Here is a 16,628-nt window from a genome sequence, read left to right as displayed (position 1 = left end):
GGGCCGGATGACACAGCCGGGCGAGGTGCAACCGATCGGCGACGGGATCCGTCCGATGGTGGTCGATCTCGCGTTCGGGACGCCGCTGGTCCATGACCCGGAGCGCGGGCTGCGCCGGGTGGATCGCGATGTGCGGCCGCTGCTCGAGGCGGTGGACCAGATGAGTGTCGTGGTCGACGGTCGGCGCGAACACCTGCGGCAGGTGTGGCGGCGGGTCTTCGCCGGCCTCGACCTGCCCGCGGGTCGACCGCTCGTCGTCGGGCACCCGAGCACCTGGGGACCCCGTCGGGCATCGACCCTCGCCGACCTCGCCGACGGCCGCGCGCCGGTGGCTCTCCTACCGCGGGCGGTGCTCGTCGCGCGCAGTCACGCCGACCTCACCGTGCGACGGTGCGCCGTCGTCGAGACCACTCATCTCCCGCGGCCGCCCGCCGATCCCGGCCACCCGCGACCAGCGTGGTGGGACGTGCAGATCGTGGGGCGCGGTCCGGACGGCTGGGTGATCGAGCGCTCCGGGCTCATCCGTCCCGGTGCCGACCGTGCGCCGCGCTCCTCGCCGAATGCGGACGGGCTCGACATCATCGACGACTCGGTCGAGGCGGTGTTCGTCGACGGGGACCGCCCGGACGAGGTGTCCGCGGCGATCGGCGTCATCGCCGGGCACGCGGTCGCCGGACGCGTGGTCGCCGTCGACCGCGAGCTCGTGGTCCGGCTCGGCCACCGCACCGGCGGTGCGGACGAGGACACGATGGCCCCGGCCCCTGATCCCGGGCCCCCGGACCCGCTCCCGGTCGGCGCCACCCGGCGCCGGTCAGGGACGCTGCTCGCCGCGGCGGTGATGGCGATCCTGGTCGTGAGCGGTGCGATCGGGGTGGGACTCTGGCAGCGCGGCACCGCACCGGACGCGGCGTCGACGGAGGTCGGCCTCGGGCGTGCGACGCTGACGGTGCCCGGCGACTGGCGGCAGTCCGAACAGCGGACCCCGAGCGGTTCGGCCGATGACCCCTCGACCACTCGCGCGGTGTTCGTCGATCCCGACGACGGCCGGCGCATCATCGCCGTCCTCACCGAGGTGCGCGCCGGCTCGACCCGGGAATCGGTCGCGGGGAGCCTGCGCAACCGGATCGAGCAGCGCGGCGACGACGTCGTCACCGAGTTCTCCGCCGCCACCCGGTTCGGCGGGCGGGACGTCATCGGCTACCGCGAGTCACCGGCCTCGGGCGGCGCGATCCGCTGGTACGTCGTGGTCGACGATGGTCTGCAGGTCTCGATCGGTTGTCAGGCGGGTACCGCGGCCGAGTCCCCCGACGACGAATGCGCGGCGGCGGTGCGGTCGGTCCGGGTGTCGCCGTCGTCGTGAGGGCCGAGTCCGTTTTGACCCCGGCCGGAGGCTGAGTCCGTTTTGACCCTGACCAGCACGGTCGCGTAGCCTGGATCGCTGGTGCTCGGCGCCTGGCGCACAGCTGTGTGTCCAGGTCAGCGGAGGCCCGGGTCCCCACTGGTCGCCGGGAACAACCTCTGCCGTGCACCCGACCAGCATTCATTCGACAAGAGTTGAGGACAACTGTGCCTACCTACACCCCGAAGGCCGGTGACATCACGCGTACGTGGCATGTCATCGACGCCGAGAACGTGGTGCTCGGCCGGCTGGCCGTGCAGGTCGCGAACCTGCTTCGCGGCAAGCACAAGCCGACCTACGCCCCGCACATGGACGGCGGCGACTTCGTCGTCATCATCAACGCGGAAAAGGTCGCGCTGACCAGCAACAAGGCTGATCGCAAGCTGAACTACACCCACTCGGGGCACCCCGGTGGCCTGAAGTCCCGCACCACCACCGAGCTGCTCGCGACCTACCCCGAGCGGGTCATCGAGAAGGCCGTCAAGGGCATGCTGCCGTCGACCAAGCTCGGCCGCGCCATGGCCTCGAAGCTGAAGGTCTACGCCGGCCCGAACCATCCGCACGCGGCCCAGCGCCCCGTCCCCTTCGAGATCAAGCAGGTGGCCCAGTGAGCAACGAGAACATCAACGACGCCGTCGAGGCCGTCGACGAGGCTGCCGTCGAGGTCGTGGAGGCCGTCGAGGTCGCCGCTGACGACTACGACGCCGCTGTCGTCGAAGAGGTCCGCGAGCCGGTCGTCATCGACCGTCCGATCCAGACCGTCGGCCGCCGCAAGGAGGCCGTCGTCCGCGTTCGCCTGGCGCCGGGTTCCGGTGAGTTCACCCTCAACGGCCGTTCGCTGGAGGACTACTTCCCCAACAAGGTGCACCAGCAGCTGATCAAGGCCCCGCTGGTCACCGTCGAGCGCACCGAGTCGTTCGACATCTACGCCAAGCTCGTCGGCGGCGGCCCCTCGGGCCAGGCCGGCGCGCTGCGTCTCGCCATCGCGCGTGCGCTCATCGAGGTCACCCCGGAGGATCGTCCCGCCCTGAAGAAGGCCGGCTTCCTCACCCGTGACCCGCGTGCGGTCGAGCGCAAGAAGTACGGCCTCAAGAAGGCCCGCAAGGCGTCGCAGTACTCCAAGCGCTGATCTTGGCACGCCTTTTCGGAACCGACGGCGTCCGAGGCCTGGCCAACGACGAGCTCACCCCCGAGCTCGCGTTGCGCCTGGCCTCGGCCGCCGCGGTCGTTTTCGCAGAGAGTTCGGCGACCGATTCGCACCGGCGTCCGCGCGCGGTCGTCGGACGTGATCCGCGCGCATCCGGCGAGATGCTGGAAGCCGCGGTGTGTGCGGGGCTCGCCGCCACCGGAGTCGACGCCATCTGCGTCGGCACCGTGCCGACCCCGGCGGTCGCCTTCCTGACCGCGGACTACCACGCCGACTTCGGCGTGATGATCTCCGCGTCGCACAACCCCATGCCCGACAACGGGATCAAGTTCTTCTCCGGCGGCGGGCACAAGCTCGACGACGCTGTCGAGGACCGCATCGAAGCGACCATGGACGGCGAGTTCATCCGCCCGATCGGGGCTGCGGTGGGCCGGATCGTCGCTGCGCCGGACGCCGGCGACCGCTACCGGCGCCACCTCGCACAGGCCGTCGACACCCGCCTCGACGGATTGACCGTGGTCGTCGACTGCGCGCACGGCGCGGCGTCGGAGCTCGCTCCGCAGGTCTACGCCGACGCCGGGGCGACGGTCATCGCGATCCACGCCGAGCCGGACGGCCTCAACATCAACGCCGACTGCGGGTCCACGCACATGGACAAGTTGCAGGCGGCCGTGCTCGAGCACGGAGCCGACCTCGGACTCGCTCACGACGGTGACGCAGACCGCTGTCTCGCAGTCGATTCCACGGGTCAGATCGTCGACGGCGATGCCATCATGGCCGTGCTGGCGACGTCCCTGAAAGACCAGGGCAAGCTCCACGACGATGTGCTCGTCGCGACCGTCATGAGCAATCTCGGACTGCACATCGCCATGCGCGAGGCCGGGATCACCGTGCACACCACCGGGGTCGGGGACCGGTACGTCCTCGAGGAACTACGGCGGGGTGGTTATTCGATCGGCGGGGAACAGTCCGGTCACATCGTCGTCCCGGGTTCGGGCACGACGGGTGACGGCATCCTGACCGGGCTGATGCTGATGGCGCGGATGGCCGCCACGTCGACGCGGCTCGCCGACCTGGCCGGCATCGTGACGGTGCTGCCGCAGGAGCTCATCAACGTGCGCGTCGGCGACAAACACGCAGTGGCCCAATCGCAATCGGTGAAAGAAGCGGTCGTGGCCGCCGAAGCCGAACTGGGGGAGACCGGTCGCGTCTTGCTGCGTCCGTCGGGAACCGAGCAACTCGTCCGCGTGATGGTCGAAGCCGCGACCGCCGATCAGGCGCTGGCGGTGGCCGGCCGTCTGGCCGACGTCGTCCAGGGGGCCGGGGCATGACCGGTGGGGCACCGCGCGCGGTCCTGTTCGACTTCTCCGGCACCCTGTTCCGCTTCGAGGCGCGCGACGAGTGGTTCGCCGACCTGCGCGACGACTCCGGTGCCGAGTTCGACCGCGACCGTCAGGCGGACATCATCCGGCGCATGGTCGCACCCGTCGGTCTGCCCGACGGCGTCGTCGGTGCCGACCAGGATGCCTGGGAACGTCGTGATCTCGACCCGGCGCTGCATCGGACCGGTTACCTGGCGTTGCTGCGCACGGTCGGGATGAGCAATGCCGACCACGCGAACGCTCTCTACAACCGGGTGCTCGACCCGTCCTCGTGGGTTCCGTTCGCCGACACCGTCGCGGTGCTGCAGAAGCTCGGTGCGGCAGGGGTTCCGGTCGGCATCGTCAGCAACATCGCCTTCGACCTGCGCAAGGTCCTGGCCCTGCACGGCGTCGAGGACCTCGTCGCCGCGTTCGCGCTGTCGTACGAGGTCGGGGCGATCAAACCCGACCCCCGGATCTTCCGCGCCGCGCTCGACCCGCTCGGCGTGCCGGCCGATGAGGTGCTGATGGTCGGGGACAGCGAGACCGCCGACGGCGGGGCGCGCGCCCTCGGCTGCGCGTTCGCGCTGGTCCACGACGTCCCGGCCGCCGACCGGCCCACCGCTCTGCTCGACGCCGTGACCTCGAACGGCATCGAACTGCCCGACTGAGCGCTCGTCTGATGCCGCTCTGGCGCCTCGTGCCTCCGTACGCGACAATTCCCTGCGTGTCCGGAGAAGTCCCGGGAACCGACGGCCGCTGCCGTGCGTCCAAGAATGCAGGCCGCGCGGACGGGATCGCGGTGAACTGGTGGGCGCACGTCGGGGAGGGGTGACATGAACGGCAACGGTGCGGACGGTGTCGGGTCGCGCCCGATCTCGATGGACACCGCCGCGGTGTCCGCGGTGTCGGCGTACTACCGCAGGTCCTCGCTGGTGCTGTCGGCGGTCGCCGACGATCTGGCCGCACACGACTTCGGGACCTGGGCTCGGGAGTTGATCGCAGCAGACGGGAACCCGGTCGCCTTCGGGCCGTCGGCCGCGGCGTACGCCGAGATGAGCGCGACGCTGTCGCGCCGGTTACGGGTGCAGGCCACGGCCGCTGCGGCGCTCGCTGACACTCTCCGTAACAGTGCGCTGACCATGGCGGACGGGGATCGGCGCGTGGCGGGCGAGATCTCGCGAGCGCTGCCGCCTTCGGAGGTGGACGTCCGGTGAGGCGCGGCGCGGACTCGCTGTCGGTGCTGAGGTCCGACGCCCGGGGTGGCGTCGAGACGTTGATCGAACTCGTGGCGGCCGGGCGTCTGATGGGGGTCGCCGCCCCCGACGATGTCACCCTCCGCAACGGACTCCGCGTGGTCGACGGATTCGACATCGCGGCCTTGTCCGCGGACAGCCGCGCCCTGGTGTCGGCGCACCGGGCCGTGTCCGAACAACTCCACCATCTCCCCGAACAGCAGGTCCGCCTCGACGACGGCTGGAACAGCGAGTCCGCGGCCGTCGCCCTCACGACGGTCATCGACCATCAGCGTCGCGCCGAATCGGATCTGCACATCCTGCGCACGCTCACCGACGCCACCTCGGCCGCGGCGTCGGGCATCGACCGCCTGCTGCGCACCTTCTATCTGGCCGTCGCCCGGTTGTCGGCACCGACCGCGGCCGGGGTGCTGCCGGCGGAACTGCCGCAGGCGGTGCTCACCGGTCGCGTGCCGATCGGGGTGGCGGTCGAGGACATCTCGTCCCGGCTGGCCCTGTTCAGCACCTCGCTCGAGACGACGACCCGCGGGATCGTCGGAATCCTCGACCTCCTGAACCGGTCCGTCGACGGCATCGACGACGAGGCTTATCCGGTCGACGCCGGGCCCCCGGGCGCCGTCCCGGTCGTGTCGCCGGGATCACCGTCCGCGGCGGCACCGGCGCAGACCGTCGCCGCGCCCGCACCGGGACCCCAGACCTGGATGGCCGAATCGACCACCGATGCCCGACCGGCGGAAACCGGGGCGGCGACCGCCGCGGCACGATCAGAGCCCCCGGTGTCGATGTCAGGTGTCGCCGCGTCCGAGCCCCCGGCGTCCGTACGGTCGTCGGAGCCCGACGAGTCGGCGCGCGCATCCCGCGACGACGGCGTCGACGTCCCGTTCCGGCTGGGCGGCGCCGAGGGACACGACGCGCCCGTCGCGTCGGGGCCGACGGCATCGGCCACCGTCGAGGCGGCAACCGGGGCGGTCGCCGAAACCGAAGCCGCGGAACCGAATCGGTCGGAACAGAATCGGTCGGGGCCGGAACCGGAGGCATCGCCGGACCGATCGTCGGGTGATCTGGCGTTGGCGGGTGACCAGTGAACCTCGCCGACCAGATCGAGGCCCTCGCCCGCACCGCGACCGCCGGCGTCGCGGAGGCGTCACACGTGTTCTCCGCTCGACAGCGGGACCTCGAACTCGCCATGGACGAGCATCGCCGCAACGCGGTGCGGTCGGAGACGCAGCAGCTCCGGGACGAGCTCGAGAACGCCGCCGACGCCGCGGACGCCACCCCGGGCATCATGTTGCCGGCCGACGTGGCCGACGCCAGTCCCCATCTGCCGCCGCGCAACACATAGGCTGTCTGCTGTGCCAGGCAAGAAGCAGCAGAAGCCGACGCAGTCGCCCGCGAAGCTGATGAAGGCGCTCGCCCGACGCGGCCCCCATCGCGTGTTGCGCGGCAACCTCGGGATCGTCGGGACCCCGGGTGTCGTGTTCACTCCCGCCGAGGGCGAACGACTCCCCGCCATCGCGTTCGGGCACGGGTGGATGACGTCGGTCGAGCGCTACCGCGACCTGTGCCACCACCTCGCGTCCTGGGGCATCGTCGTCGCCGTCCCGGCGGGTCAGCGAGGCGTGCTCGCGTCCGACGACACGATGGCCGCCCAGCTCCGTTCAGCGCTGTCGATCGTGACCCGGGTCCCGCTCGGCTTCGGCGAGATCACCGTCGACCCGCGCAAGATCGGGTTCGCCGGCCACGGCTTCGGTGCCGCCGCAGCGGTATTGGCCGCGTCGGAGGGCGTGCTGCACGGTCAGCCGCAACCGCCGGCCCGGGGGGTGGTCGCACTGTTCCCGGCGCCGACGACTGCGCAACTCCTGCCCGCGGCCCGCCGGGTGAGTGCTCCGGGACTCATCGTGTCGGCGATCGGCGAACTCGACACCATCGACGGCAACGCCCTGCCGCTGGCACAGGCGTACGGGTCGGAGTCGGCCGCCGATCCCCGTCCCGGTGTGGTGCTGCGTACCCCGCCGGCCGCGACGTCCCGCGGGCTGATCGAGCACCGGTCGATCAAATCACTCCTCGGCGGCAACGGCGCCGACAAGAAGACGCACACCGCCGCACGCGCCCTGACCACGGGATTCCTGCTGCACACCCTCGACGACGACAGCCGGTACAAGGCCTTCGCCGACGCCGACACCGAGCTCGGCAAGGTGCCCGCGGTGGACCTCGACGATCCGCCGGAGATCCAGGACAAGATCGCCAAGTTGCTCGGCGCGAAAGAACGCAAACGCCGCCGCGCGGCGAGCCCGGTGCCGTCCCGGGCCCCGAACGCGGTGGTGCCCGACACCATTGAGTGACGTCCGTGCCGCGGCACCCGACGGCGGCCTGCTGTGACCCCCGCTCGGCACCCGACGCGCCGCGCTGCCGCCCGCGCGTCCGCAGGTACCCTGACTAGCTATGTGTGGAATCGTGGGATACGTGGGGCGGCGCGATGCCCTGGACATCGTCGTCGACGCGTTGCGGCGGATGGAATACCGCGGGTACGACTCGGCGGGCGTCGCGATCCTCGACGGTGAGGGAAGCACTGCGATCCAGAAGAAGGCACTCCGGCTGGAGAACCTCGAGAAGCAGATCGCCACGGTCGGGCGCGAGTCGCTGTCGGGCACGACCGGGATCGGACACACGCGGTGGGCCACGCACGGCAAGCCGACCGATCGGAACGCGCATCCGCACGCCAGTGACGACGGCAAGCTCGCCGTCGTCCACAACGGCATCATCGAGAACTACGCCGAGCTACGCGCCGAACTCGAGGACGACGGCATCGAGTTCGTGTCCGAGACCGACACCGAGACCGCCGTGCACCTCGTGTCGAAGTACTACGCGTTCGGGCCGACCGCCGGCGACTTCGTGGCGAGCGCGTATGCGGCGCTGCGTCGCCTCGAAGGTGCGTTCACGCTCGTGTTCACCCATGCCGACCACGCGGACACCATCGTCGCCGCGCGGCGGTCGACCCCGCTCGTGGTGGGTGTCGGGCAGGGCGAGATGTTCCTCGCGTCGGACGTCACGGCCTTCATCGAACACACCCGGGACGCGGTCGAGCTCGGCCAGGACGAAGTCGTGGTGATCACCGCCGACTCGTACACGGTCACCGACTTCGACGAGAACGCCCGGGACGGCAAGCCGTTCCACATCGACTGGGATCTCGCGGCCGCGGAGAAGGGCGGCTACGACTTCTTCATGCTCAAGGAGATCGCCGAGCAGCCGCGCGCGATCGCCGACACCCTCCTCGGGCACCTGCAGAACGGTCGCATCGTGCTCGACGAGCAACGCCTGACCGACGACGATCTGCGCGACGTCGACAAGGTGTTCGTGGTGGCCTGCGGCACCGCCTACCACGCCGGGCTGCTCGCCAAGTACGCGATCGAGCACTGGACGCGCCTCCCGGTCGAGATCGAACTCGCCAGTGAGTTCCGCTACCGCGACCCGGTTCTCGACCGGTCGACCCTGGTGGTGGCCATCTCGCAGTCCGGTGAGACCGCCGACACGCTCGAGGCGGTCCGGCACGCGAAGGACCAGAAGGCACGCGTCCTCGCGATCTGCAACACCAACGGGGCACAGATCCCCCGGGAATCCGACGCGGTTCTCTACACCCACGCGGGCCCCGAGATCGGCGTCGCGTCGACGAAGTGCTTCCTCGCGCAGATCGTCGCCGCCTATCTCGTGGGGCTCGCGCTTGCGCAGGCACGCGGCACGAAGTACGCCGACGAGGTCGCCCGCGAGTTCGCGGCCATCGAGGCGATGACCGACTCGGTCGCGCAGGTGCTGGACACGATGGAGCCGGTCCGGGAGCTGGCGCGTTCGCTGGCGCACCACAACACGGTGCTGTTCATCGGCCGGCATGTCGGGTATCCGGTGGCGCTCGAGGGCGCTCTCAAACTCAAGGAACTCGCGTACATGCACGCCGAGGGGTTCGCGGCCGGCGAGCTCAAGCACGGGCCGATCGCGCTGATCGAGGACGGGCTCCCGGTGATCACGGTCATGCCCTCGCCGGACGGCCGCGCCGTGCTGCACTCGAAGATGGTCAGCAACATCCGCGAGATCCAGGCCCGCGGAGCCCGCACGATCGTCATCGCCGAGCCCGACGACGCGGCCGCCCGTGCCGTCGCCGACGAGTTCATCCCCATCCCGAAGACGCCGACGCTCCTGCAACCGCTGGTCTCGACCGTGCCGCTGCAGGTGTTCGCGGCGAGCGTCGCCCAGGCCCGTGGCTACGACGTCGACAAACCGCGGAACCTGGCCAAGTCGGTGACCGTCGAATAGCGGTTCCGCATGCCGATCCGGTACCTGACGGCCGATGAGGTCCGCGCCGCCGAGCGGGCGACGGGGAACCTGCTCACCGACGGCGTCCTGATGCGCCGGGCGTCGCACGGCGTCGCCCGGGTGATCGCGGCAGAGCTGAGCCGGACCGGCGGATGTTATGGACGGCCGGTCGGGCTGGTCGTCGGTGCGGGGGACAACGGCGGCGACGCGCTGTTCGCCGGTGCCGAGCTGTGCCGCCGCGGCGTGCGGGTCGACGCGGTCCTGCTCGCCCCGGACCGCGCCCACGCCGCCGGGCTGCGGGCATTCCGCGCCGCCGGCGGACGGATCGGCGAGCGGCTACCCGACGGCCTCGAGGTGATCGTCGACGGCGTGGTCGGACTCGGTGGCCAGGGGCCGCTGCGGGCGAACGCCGCCGAGGTCTTCGCGGCGGTCGGTCCGGAAACCACCGTCATCGCGGTCGACCTGCCGTCGGGCGTCGACGCCGACACCGGTGAGGTCCACGACCCGGCGGTCCGTGCCGACATCACCGTCACCTTCGGGGTCCTACGCCGCGCCCACCTGCTCGCCGCCCCACAGTGCGGGCGGGTCGTCCTCGTCGACATCGGCCTCGATGACGCCGGCCTCGGTGACCCCGCCGATTCGGCGCTCGCCACCTTGACCGACGACGAGATCGATTGGCCGACACCGGGTCCCGGGGACGACAAGTACACGCAGGGGGTGGTCGGGGTGATCGCCGGGTCGCATCGGTACCCCGGTGCGGCCGTCCTCGCCACCGGCGCGGCGGTGACCGCGACCTCCGGAATGACCCGGTTCGTCGGCTCCGCCCACGCCGAGGTGGTGGCGCAGTGGCCGGAGGTCGTCGCCACGCCCGACCTCGCCGGTGCCGGACGCGTGCAGGCGTGGGTCCTCGGCCCCGGCATGGGTACCGACGATGCGGCGGCGACGAGCCTGCGCACCGTCCTGGACACGGATCTGCCGGTCCTGGCCGACGCCGACGCGCTCACCCTGATAGCCCGCGACCCGGGCCTTGTCGACGGACGGACGGCACCGACGCTGCTGACCCCGCACGCCGGCGAATTCGCCCGCTTGACCGGTACCGAACTGGGCGCCGACCGTCTGACCGCCGTCTCCGGTCTCGCCGCGCGGTGGGGCGTCACGGTGCTGCTCAAGGGACGTATCACGCTGGTCGCCGACCCGACGGGTCACGTCCTGGGCAACGACGCGGTGTCGTCGTGGGCGGCGACCGCCGGGGCCGGCGACGTCCTGTCGGGGATCGCCGGGGCCCTGCTCGCCGCCGGGAGGTCGCCGCTGGTCGCCGGTGCGTCCGCGGCGCGCGTCCACGCCCGGGCGGCGCAGCTCGCGAGTGGCGGCGCGCCGATCGGGGCGTCGACGCTGCTGGCGGCGCTGCGGCCGGCGATCCGTGAGTTCACCACGCCGCCAGCGCGAACGCGAGCGGGTACAGCGCCGTCAGCACGCTGAACGCGGTGACCGACGACAGCACGATCGCGTCGGCGATGACGCCCGGGCGCCGAAAGGCGCCGTGCCAGACCCGCTGGACGAACGACACGACGAGACCCGCGCAGGCGACGATCGTCGCGAGTACTCCCACGCCGAAGGCGACGAGAGCCGCGACCCCGTACCCGTCGGCGGGTTCGCCCGCCATGGCGTGCCCGAGGGCGAGAAGGAAGAGCACCGCGGCCGTGGCGAACGCCACCCACCCGATGGTGTTGGCGGCCCACGACGTCAGCGATGCGCGCAGGCCCGGCCGACCGGGAGGCGCGGGCGGGACGACCGGGTCGACGGGCACGAAGCCGGCGGGCGTGAAGCCGGCGAGGTCGTGGGCTGGGCGCACGAGGCCGACCGGGGTGAGAACGGCGGGGTCCTGCGGATTCGAGTTCGTGTACATGGTGACTTCCGGTGGATGCGGCGGTTCGGGATCAGCGTCGGGGTCCACTCAACCGTCCTGCCCGACGCCGCACATCGGTGTGACTACTCAGACCATCTCCGCAGAACGACGCGCACCTCACGCCGGAGGCAGCCGGGACGAACCGCACCCGGCGATCTGGGACAATGGTCGACGATGACTTCCCCTGCTCTGACCGCGACCGTGGATCTCGGCGCGATCGCCCACAACGTCGGCGTGCTGCGCGCCGCTTCGGGCGCTGACGTGATGGCGGTCGTGAAGGCCGACGCCTACGGCCATGGCGCCCTGCCGGTGGCCCGCGCCGTGCTCGCCGCCGGCGCCGCCGAACTCGGGGTCGCGCACCTCACCGAGGCGGCCGCGCTCCGCGCAGCCGGCATCGACGCCCCGATCACCGCGTGGCTGCACACGCCGGGAGCCGACTTCGCCGGAGCGATCGCCGACGGCATCGACATCGCCCTCTCGTCGATCTCGCAACTCGACGCGGTGATCGCGGCGGCACACCGCACCGGCCGGTCCGCGGTCGTCACCGCGAAGGTGGACACCGGCCTCAATCGGAGCGGCGTCGCGGTGGACGAATGGGCGGATTTCGCCGAGCGGGTGGCGAAGGCGCACGTCGATGGCTCGGTGGCCCTGCGTGCGGCGATGTGCCACCTCGCGCGTGGCGACGAACCCGATCACCCGCTGAACGACGCACAGGCGCAGCGGCTCGACGCCGCGGTCGCCGACCTGACCCGACTCGGCGCTGCACCGCAGGTGGTGCACATCGCCAATTCGCCTGCCGCGCTGACCCGTCCGGATCTCGCCCGCGACCTGGTACGGCCGGGGATCGCCGTCTACGGCCGGACCCCGGTACCGGCACGCGGCGACTTCGGGCTGATCCCGGCGATGACCCTGACCGCGACCATCGCGCTCGTGAAGAGGGTCGCCGCGGGGCAGGGTGTGTCCTACAGCGAGACGTGGATCGCGCCGCGCGACACGGTGGTGGCCGTGGTCGCCGCGGGGTACGCCGACGGCGTGCCGCGACTGCTGTCGGGCCGGATCCGGGTCCGGATCGGCGAGCGGATGTTCGACGGGGTGGGCCGGATCTGCATGGATCAGCTGGTCGTCGACCTCGGACCCGACGGCGCGGGTGTCCGCGAGGGCGACCAGGCCGAACTGTTCGGCACCGGCGCCTCGGGCGGCCCCACCGCGAAGGACTGGGCGGACGCGATCGGCACCATCGACTACGAGATCGTCTCCCAGGTCGGGACGCGCGTGGTCCGTCGTTACCTCGGCGAGAGGCAGGTCGGGCTCGCCGCCGAGACAACGGAGACCGGACAGTGAGCGAGGCAGCAGTGGTGGAATCCGACCGGGTCGGACTGCTGGCCGGGGTGGCGGGGATCGCCGCCCTGGGCGGCATGGCAGCCGTCGGGGCAGCGCGCAACATCGCCCGCAAGAGCGTGGTGGGCCGTCCGGATCCGCACGCCGATGTCGATCTCACCGCGCTCTACCGCGAGCGGGGGACCACGGTCACCGCCGACGACGGGCTGGATCTCGCGGTGCGGATCGTCGACCTCGGGACGGTGTCGGAAGGCTCCGTGCCCGACCTCACGATCGTGTTCGTGCACGGCTTCAGCCTCCGGTTGTCGAGCTGGCATTTCCAGCGCGAGCAACTCGCCGCCGAGTGGCACGATCGCAACTACCGGCTGGTGTTCTTCGATCACCGGGGGCACGGGGAGAGCGACCCGGCCCCGACCGAGACCTGCACGATCGCGCAGCTGGCCGACGACGCGGCAGCGGTGATCCGTGCCACCGTACCTGTGGGACCCGTTGTCCTCGTGGGTCATTCGATGGGCGGGATGACGCTGATGGGGCTCGCGCGCCGGCACCCGGCATTGTTCTCGTCGCACGGTCCGGTCGCCGGGGTGGCGCTGGTGGCGACGGCGTCGCGCGGTGTCACCGACGCCGGACTCGGTGAGGGACTGCGCAATCCGGTGGTGGATGCCTTCCGGATGAGTGTGCGCCGCGCGCCGCGCCTGGTCCAGGCGGGCCGCGGACTGACCCGCGCCGCCCTCGAACCGGTGCTGGTCGCGGCGAGTTTCGGGCCGACGTTCTACAGTCCGGCCCTCGGCGCCGCGGTGGACACGATGATCCAGAGCACGCCGATCGAGACCATCGTGAACTTCTTGCACGCCTTGGAGATCCACGACGAGTCGACCGCCCTGCCGGTGGTCGCCCAGGTGCCGACCACGGTCGTGTGCGGAGACCGGGACCGGCTCACACCATTACGCAACTCGGTCCGGATGTACTCCCAGCTGGGCGCCGATTCCCGCCTGGTCGTCTCCAAGGGCGCCGGCCACATGGTCCAGATGGAGGAGCCCCGGCTCGTCAGCGACGCGATCGCCGAACTGGTGGATCGCGCGCGGATCGCTCTGCCGGCCCCCCGTCGGCGCTGGTGGAAGCGAGGCCGCCGATGAGCGGCGTGGGTCCCCGCGGTACGCGCGACCTCCCCGAGGTCGACGACACCGAGGCCTTCGGCGCCGAGCTGGCGTCGACCCTCGCAGCAGGTGACGTGGTCATCCTCGACGGTCCGTTGGGCGCGGGAAAGACGGCGCTGGCCCGCGGGATCGGTGCCGGTCTCGGCGTCGAGGGGCGGGTGACCTCGCCGACGTTCATCATCGCCCGCGAGCACCGGCCGGGCCGGCCCGACCGCCCGGGGATGGTCCACGTCGACGCCTATCGGCTCGGCGGTACGGGAAGCGGGTCCGGGATGCTCGACGAACTCGATGCCCTGGACCTGGACTCCGACCTGGACGAGGCGGTCGTCGTCGTCGAGTGGGGCGAAGGTGTGGCCGAGCGGCTCGCCGACCGGCATCTGGTCGTGCGGCTGCGACGGGACACCGAAACCGATGTGCGACACGCCGAGTGGGAGTGGGTGAGCGCGGAATGAGTCAGGGTCTGGTGCTGGCGGTCGACACCGCCACCGATTCGGTGGTGGCCGGAGTGGCCGAACTGCGCGACGGTGAGGTGCGCGTGCTGGCCGAACGGGTGGTCGCCGACCACCGACGGCACGCGGAACTGCTCACCACCCTGGTCGCCGAGTGTCTTGCCGAATCCGGCACGGCCCGAACCGAACTGACCGCGGTTGTCGTCGGCTGCGGGCCCGGGCCGTTCACCGGACTCCGGGTGGGGATGGCGACCGGCGCCGCCTTCGCCGACGCGCTGGGGATACCGGCGTATGGCGTGTGCTCCCTCGATGCGCTTGCCGTCGACGCCGGTCCGGACGACGCAGGATCGCGGGCTCTGGTGGTGACCGACGCGCGCCGGCGCGAGGTCTACTGGGCGCTCTACGAGGGTGGCCGCCGTGTGCGCGGCCCCGAGGTGACCGCGCCCGCGGTGGTCGCCGAGGAGCTCGCCCCCGATGTCGCCGGGGGGCGGATCGGTGCGGTGGCGGGTTCTGCGGCCCACCTCGAACTCGCCGGCTGGACCGGTGATCCACCCGCGACCGGCGTGCCGACCGTACGCGGGGTGGTCATGGCGGCTGCCGCCGACATCGTCGCGGGCGCCGAACCCGAACCCCTTGTGCCGCTGTATCTACGACGCCCCGACGCGGTCGAGCAGAAGGCCCGTCGGGCGGGTGCGGCGCGATGACCACACCGGAGCTGGTCATCGACGCGCTCACCTTCGGTGACATCCCGCGCTGCGCCGCGCTGGAACGGCGGATGTTCGCCGACGACTCACCCTGGCCCGCCGCGGCTTTCCGCGCCGAACTCAACGCCCCGTACAACACCTATTTCGCGGCTCGGGAGCGCCTCGGCGCCGACGTCATCGGTTACGCCGGGATCTCCACGCTCGGGCAACCCGACGCCTGGGAGTGCGAGATCCACACCATCGCCGTCGATCCGGACCATCGGGGACGGGGAGTGGGCCGGGCGCTGCTCGAGGCCATGCTCGCCGTCGCGGACGAGAACGACGCCGCGGTGTTCCTGGAGGTACGCACCGACAACGAGGTGGCTATCGGGCTGTACTCACATCACGGGTTCAGCACCGCGGGTCTTCGCCGCAACTACTATCAGCCGTCCGGCGCGGATGCCTACACGATGTTGCGGCTCCCGGTGTCGGGCCGGCCGCTCGAACCGGAGGAGGGCCCGGCGTGATCGTTCTCGGCATCGAAAGCTCCTGCGACGAAACGGGTGTCGGCATCGTCCGGTGGACGCCGGGCGACGGCGACACACCCGGATTCGCGACGATGCTGGCCGACGAGGTCGCGTCGAGCGTGGACGAACACGCCCGGTTCGGCGGCGTGGTCCCCGAGATCGCCTCCCGAGCGCACCTGGAGGCGATCGTCCCCACGATGCGTCGGGCGCGGGAGGCGGCCGGGATCGACCGCCCCGACGCCATCGCGGTCACCATCGGGCCGGGACTCGCCGGCGCGTTGCTCGTCGGGGTGGCCGCGGCGAAGGCCTACGCACTCGCCTGGGACGTGCCGCTGTACGCGATGAACCATCTCGGCGGGCACGTCGCGGTGGACACCCTCGAGCACGGACCGATGCCGGAGTGCGTCGCACTGCTGGTCTCCGGTGGACATACGCACCTGCTGCACGTCACCGATCTCGCCGAGCCCATCGTCGAACTGGGCACCACGGTCGACGACGCGGCCGGGGAGGCCTTCGACAAGGTCGCCCGCCTGCTCGATCTCGGTTTTCCCGGGGGGCCGGCGCTGGACCGCGTCGCCCGTGAGGGTGACCCGGGTGCGATCGCCTTCCCACGCGGTATGACCGGTCCCCGCGACTCGCGGCACGACTTCTCCTTCAGCGGACTCAAGACCGCGGTCGCACGGTATGTCGAGAAATGCGTGCGCGACGGTGTGGAGGTACCGGTGGCGGACGTCGCGGCCTCGTTCCAGGAGGCGGTGGCGGACGTGCTGACGATGAAGGCAGTCCGGGCCTGCGGTGACCTCGGGGTGGACACCCTGGTCCTCGGCGGCGGTGCCACCGCCAATTCGCGCATCCGATCGCTGGCGGAGGAACGCTGCGCGGCGGCCGGGATCGACCTGCGGGTTCCGAAGCCGCGCCTGTGCACCGACAACGGCGTCATGATCGCGACGCTCGGCGCTCATGTGATCGGCGGGGGCGCGGCGCCCTCGCCGCTGACCGTGGCGTCGGACCCGGCGATGTCGGTGCGTGTCAGTCAGCTGTAGCGGACGGAGCCCGGCCGTCTTCGCGGGGAGCGAACACGGCCGGGTTTTTGCAGCCTC

At 71.5% G+C, this 16,628-nt stretch carries 18 protein-coding genes; 17 read left to right on the top strand and 1 reads right to left on the bottom strand.

All coding sequences use genetic code 11. The features are described from left to right. Positions 1-7 precede the first annotated feature (7 nt). The 11 genes from ACFUEJ_RS08915 to ACFUEJ_RS08865 all read left to right on the top strand — a co-directional run bounded on the left by ACFUEJ_RS08915 (position 8) and on the right by ACFUEJ_RS08865 (position 10,947). Positions 8-1,360, top strand: a complete 1,353-nt coding sequence (locus ACFUEJ_RS08915) for a type VII secretion-associated protein (protein WP_247451833.1) — start codon at positions 8-10, stop codon at positions 1,358-1,360. Positions 1,361-1,566: 206 nt separating this feature from the next. Beyond that, on the top strand, positions 1,567-2,010 hold the full coding sequence (gene rplM, locus ACFUEJ_RS08910) for a 50S ribosomal protein L13 (RefSeq protein WP_058250710.1): 444 nt from the start codon (positions 1,567-1,569) through the stop codon (positions 2,008-2,010). Further along, positions 2,007-2,528 (top strand): 30S ribosomal protein S9, encoded by a 522-nt coding sequence (gene rpsI, locus ACFUEJ_RS08905; protein ID WP_065629913.1) that lies wholly within the window; start codon positions 2,007-2,009, stop codon positions 2,526-2,528. The genes rplM and rpsI overlap by 4 nt, the downstream gene beginning before the upstream one ends. A gap of 2 nt (positions 2,529-2,530) precedes the next feature. Further along, entirely contained in the window at positions 2,531-3,877 is a 1,347-nt protein-coding gene (gene glmM, locus ACFUEJ_RS08900; RefSeq protein ID WP_068970164.1) for a phosphoglucosamine mutase, read from the top strand. Continuing rightward, positions 3,874-4,578, top strand: a complete 705-nt coding sequence (locus ACFUEJ_RS08895; RefSeq protein WP_068970165.1) for an HAD family hydrolase — start codon at positions 3,874-3,876, stop codon at positions 4,576-4,578. The genes glmM and ACFUEJ_RS08895 overlap by 4 nt, the downstream gene beginning before the upstream one ends. A gap of 165 nt (positions 4,579-4,743) precedes the next feature. Further along, on the top strand, positions 4,744-5,124 hold the full coding sequence (locus ACFUEJ_RS08890; RefSeq protein ID WP_388028728.1) for a hypothetical protein: 381 nt from the start codon (positions 4,744-4,746) through the stop codon (positions 5,122-5,124). Then, positions 5,121-6,248, top strand: a complete 1,128-nt coding sequence (locus ACFUEJ_RS08885) for a hypothetical protein (protein WP_068970167.1) — start codon at positions 5,121-5,123, stop codon at positions 6,246-6,248. Before ACFUEJ_RS08890 ends, ACFUEJ_RS08885 begins: the two co-directional genes overlap by 4 nt. Next, on the top strand, positions 6,245-6,505 hold the full coding sequence (locus tag ACFUEJ_RS08880; RefSeq protein WP_058250705.1) for a hypothetical protein: 261 nt from the start codon (positions 6,245-6,247) through the stop codon (positions 6,503-6,505). Before ACFUEJ_RS08885 ends, ACFUEJ_RS08880 begins: the two co-directional genes overlap by 4 nt. 10 nt (positions 6,506-6,515) lie before the next feature. Then, the gene (locus ACFUEJ_RS08875) at positions 6,516-7,505 is read left to right on the top strand and encodes an alpha/beta hydrolase (RefSeq protein WP_068970168.1); all 990 of its coding nucleotides are present in this window, start codon (positions 6,516-6,518) and stop codon (positions 7,503-7,505) included. 100 nt (positions 7,506-7,605) lie between these two features. Next, entirely contained in the window at positions 7,606-9,468 is a 1,863-nt protein-coding gene (glmS, locus tag ACFUEJ_RS08870; RefSeq protein ID WP_058250703.1) for a glutamine--fructose-6-phosphate transaminase (isomerizing), read from the top strand. 9 nt (positions 9,469-9,477) lie between these two features. After that, complete coding sequence (locus tag ACFUEJ_RS08865) at positions 9,478-10,947, top strand: NAD(P)H-hydrate dehydratase (protein WP_068970169.1); 1,470 nt, start codon at positions 9,478-9,480, stop codon at positions 10,945-10,947. Here the strand turns inward: ACFUEJ_RS08865 and ACFUEJ_RS08860 are convergent. Then, complete coding sequence (locus ACFUEJ_RS08860) at positions 10,895-11,422, bottom strand: hypothetical protein (protein ID WP_242696987.1); 528 nt, start codon at positions 11,420-11,422, stop codon at positions 10,895-10,897. The two genes, ACFUEJ_RS08865 and ACFUEJ_RS08860, sit on opposite strands and share 53 nt — an antisense overlap. Positions 11,423-11,548: 126 nt before the next feature. On the opposite strand from ACFUEJ_RS08860, the gene alr reads away from it, so the two are divergent. Genes alr through tsaD form a run of 6 tightly spaced genes read left to right on the top strand, consistent with a single transcriptional unit; the run spans position 11,549 to position 16,571 of the window. Continuing rightward, positions 11,549-12,715, top strand: coding sequence for an alanine racemase (gene alr / locus ACFUEJ_RS08855; protein ID WP_068970171.1), 1,167 nt, complete (start codon positions 11,549-11,551; stop codon positions 12,713-12,715). Then, entirely contained in the window at positions 12,712-13,848 is a 1,137-nt protein-coding gene (locus tag ACFUEJ_RS08850; RefSeq protein ID WP_068970172.1) for an alpha/beta fold hydrolase, read from the top strand. The genes alr and ACFUEJ_RS08850 overlap by 4 nt, the downstream gene beginning before the upstream one ends. Further along, positions 13,845-14,321: a tRNA (adenosine(37)-N6)-threonylcarbamoyltransferase complex ATPase subunit type 1 TsaE gene (tsaE, locus tag ACFUEJ_RS08845; RefSeq protein WP_068970173.1), complete on the top strand. Its 477-nt coding sequence runs from the start codon at positions 13,845-13,847 to the stop codon at positions 14,319-14,321. The genes ACFUEJ_RS08850 and tsaE overlap by 4 nt, the downstream gene beginning before the upstream one ends. Continuing rightward, a complete protein-coding gene (gene tsaB / locus ACFUEJ_RS08840; protein ID WP_137809234.1) occupies positions 14,318-15,022 on the top strand; it encodes a tRNA (adenosine(37)-N6)-threonylcarbamoyltransferase complex dimerization subunit type 1 TsaB in 705 nt (234 codons plus the stop codon). Before tsaE ends, tsaB begins: the two co-directional genes overlap by 4 nt. Beyond that, positions 15,019-15,528 carry a ribosomal protein S18-alanine N-acetyltransferase gene (gene rimI / locus ACFUEJ_RS08835; RefSeq protein ID WP_065629901.1) on the top strand — a complete coding sequence of 170 codons (510 nt, stop codon included), beginning with the start codon at positions 15,019-15,021 and terminating at the stop codon, positions 15,526-15,528. Before tsaB ends, rimI begins: the two co-directional genes overlap by 4 nt. Beyond that, positions 15,525-16,571 carry a tRNA (adenosine(37)-N6)-threonylcarbamoyltransferase complex transferase subunit TsaD gene (tsaD, locus tag ACFUEJ_RS08830; RefSeq protein WP_068970174.1) on the top strand — a complete coding sequence of 349 codons (1,047 nt, stop codon included), beginning with the start codon at positions 15,525-15,527 and terminating at the stop codon, positions 16,569-16,571. The genes rimI and tsaD overlap by 4 nt, the downstream gene beginning before the upstream one ends. The last annotated feature ends 57 nt before the right edge of the window (positions 16,572-16,628 follow it).

This window comes from Gordonia sp. NPDC057258 (genome assembly GCF_042668985.1).
Classification (GTDB): Bacteria; Actinomycetota; Actinomycetes; order Mycobacteriales; family Mycobacteriaceae; genus Gordonia; species Gordonia hongkongensis.
Note: the sequence above shows the minus strand (reverse complement) of the source record. Positions and strands in the feature narration are given on the sequence as shown.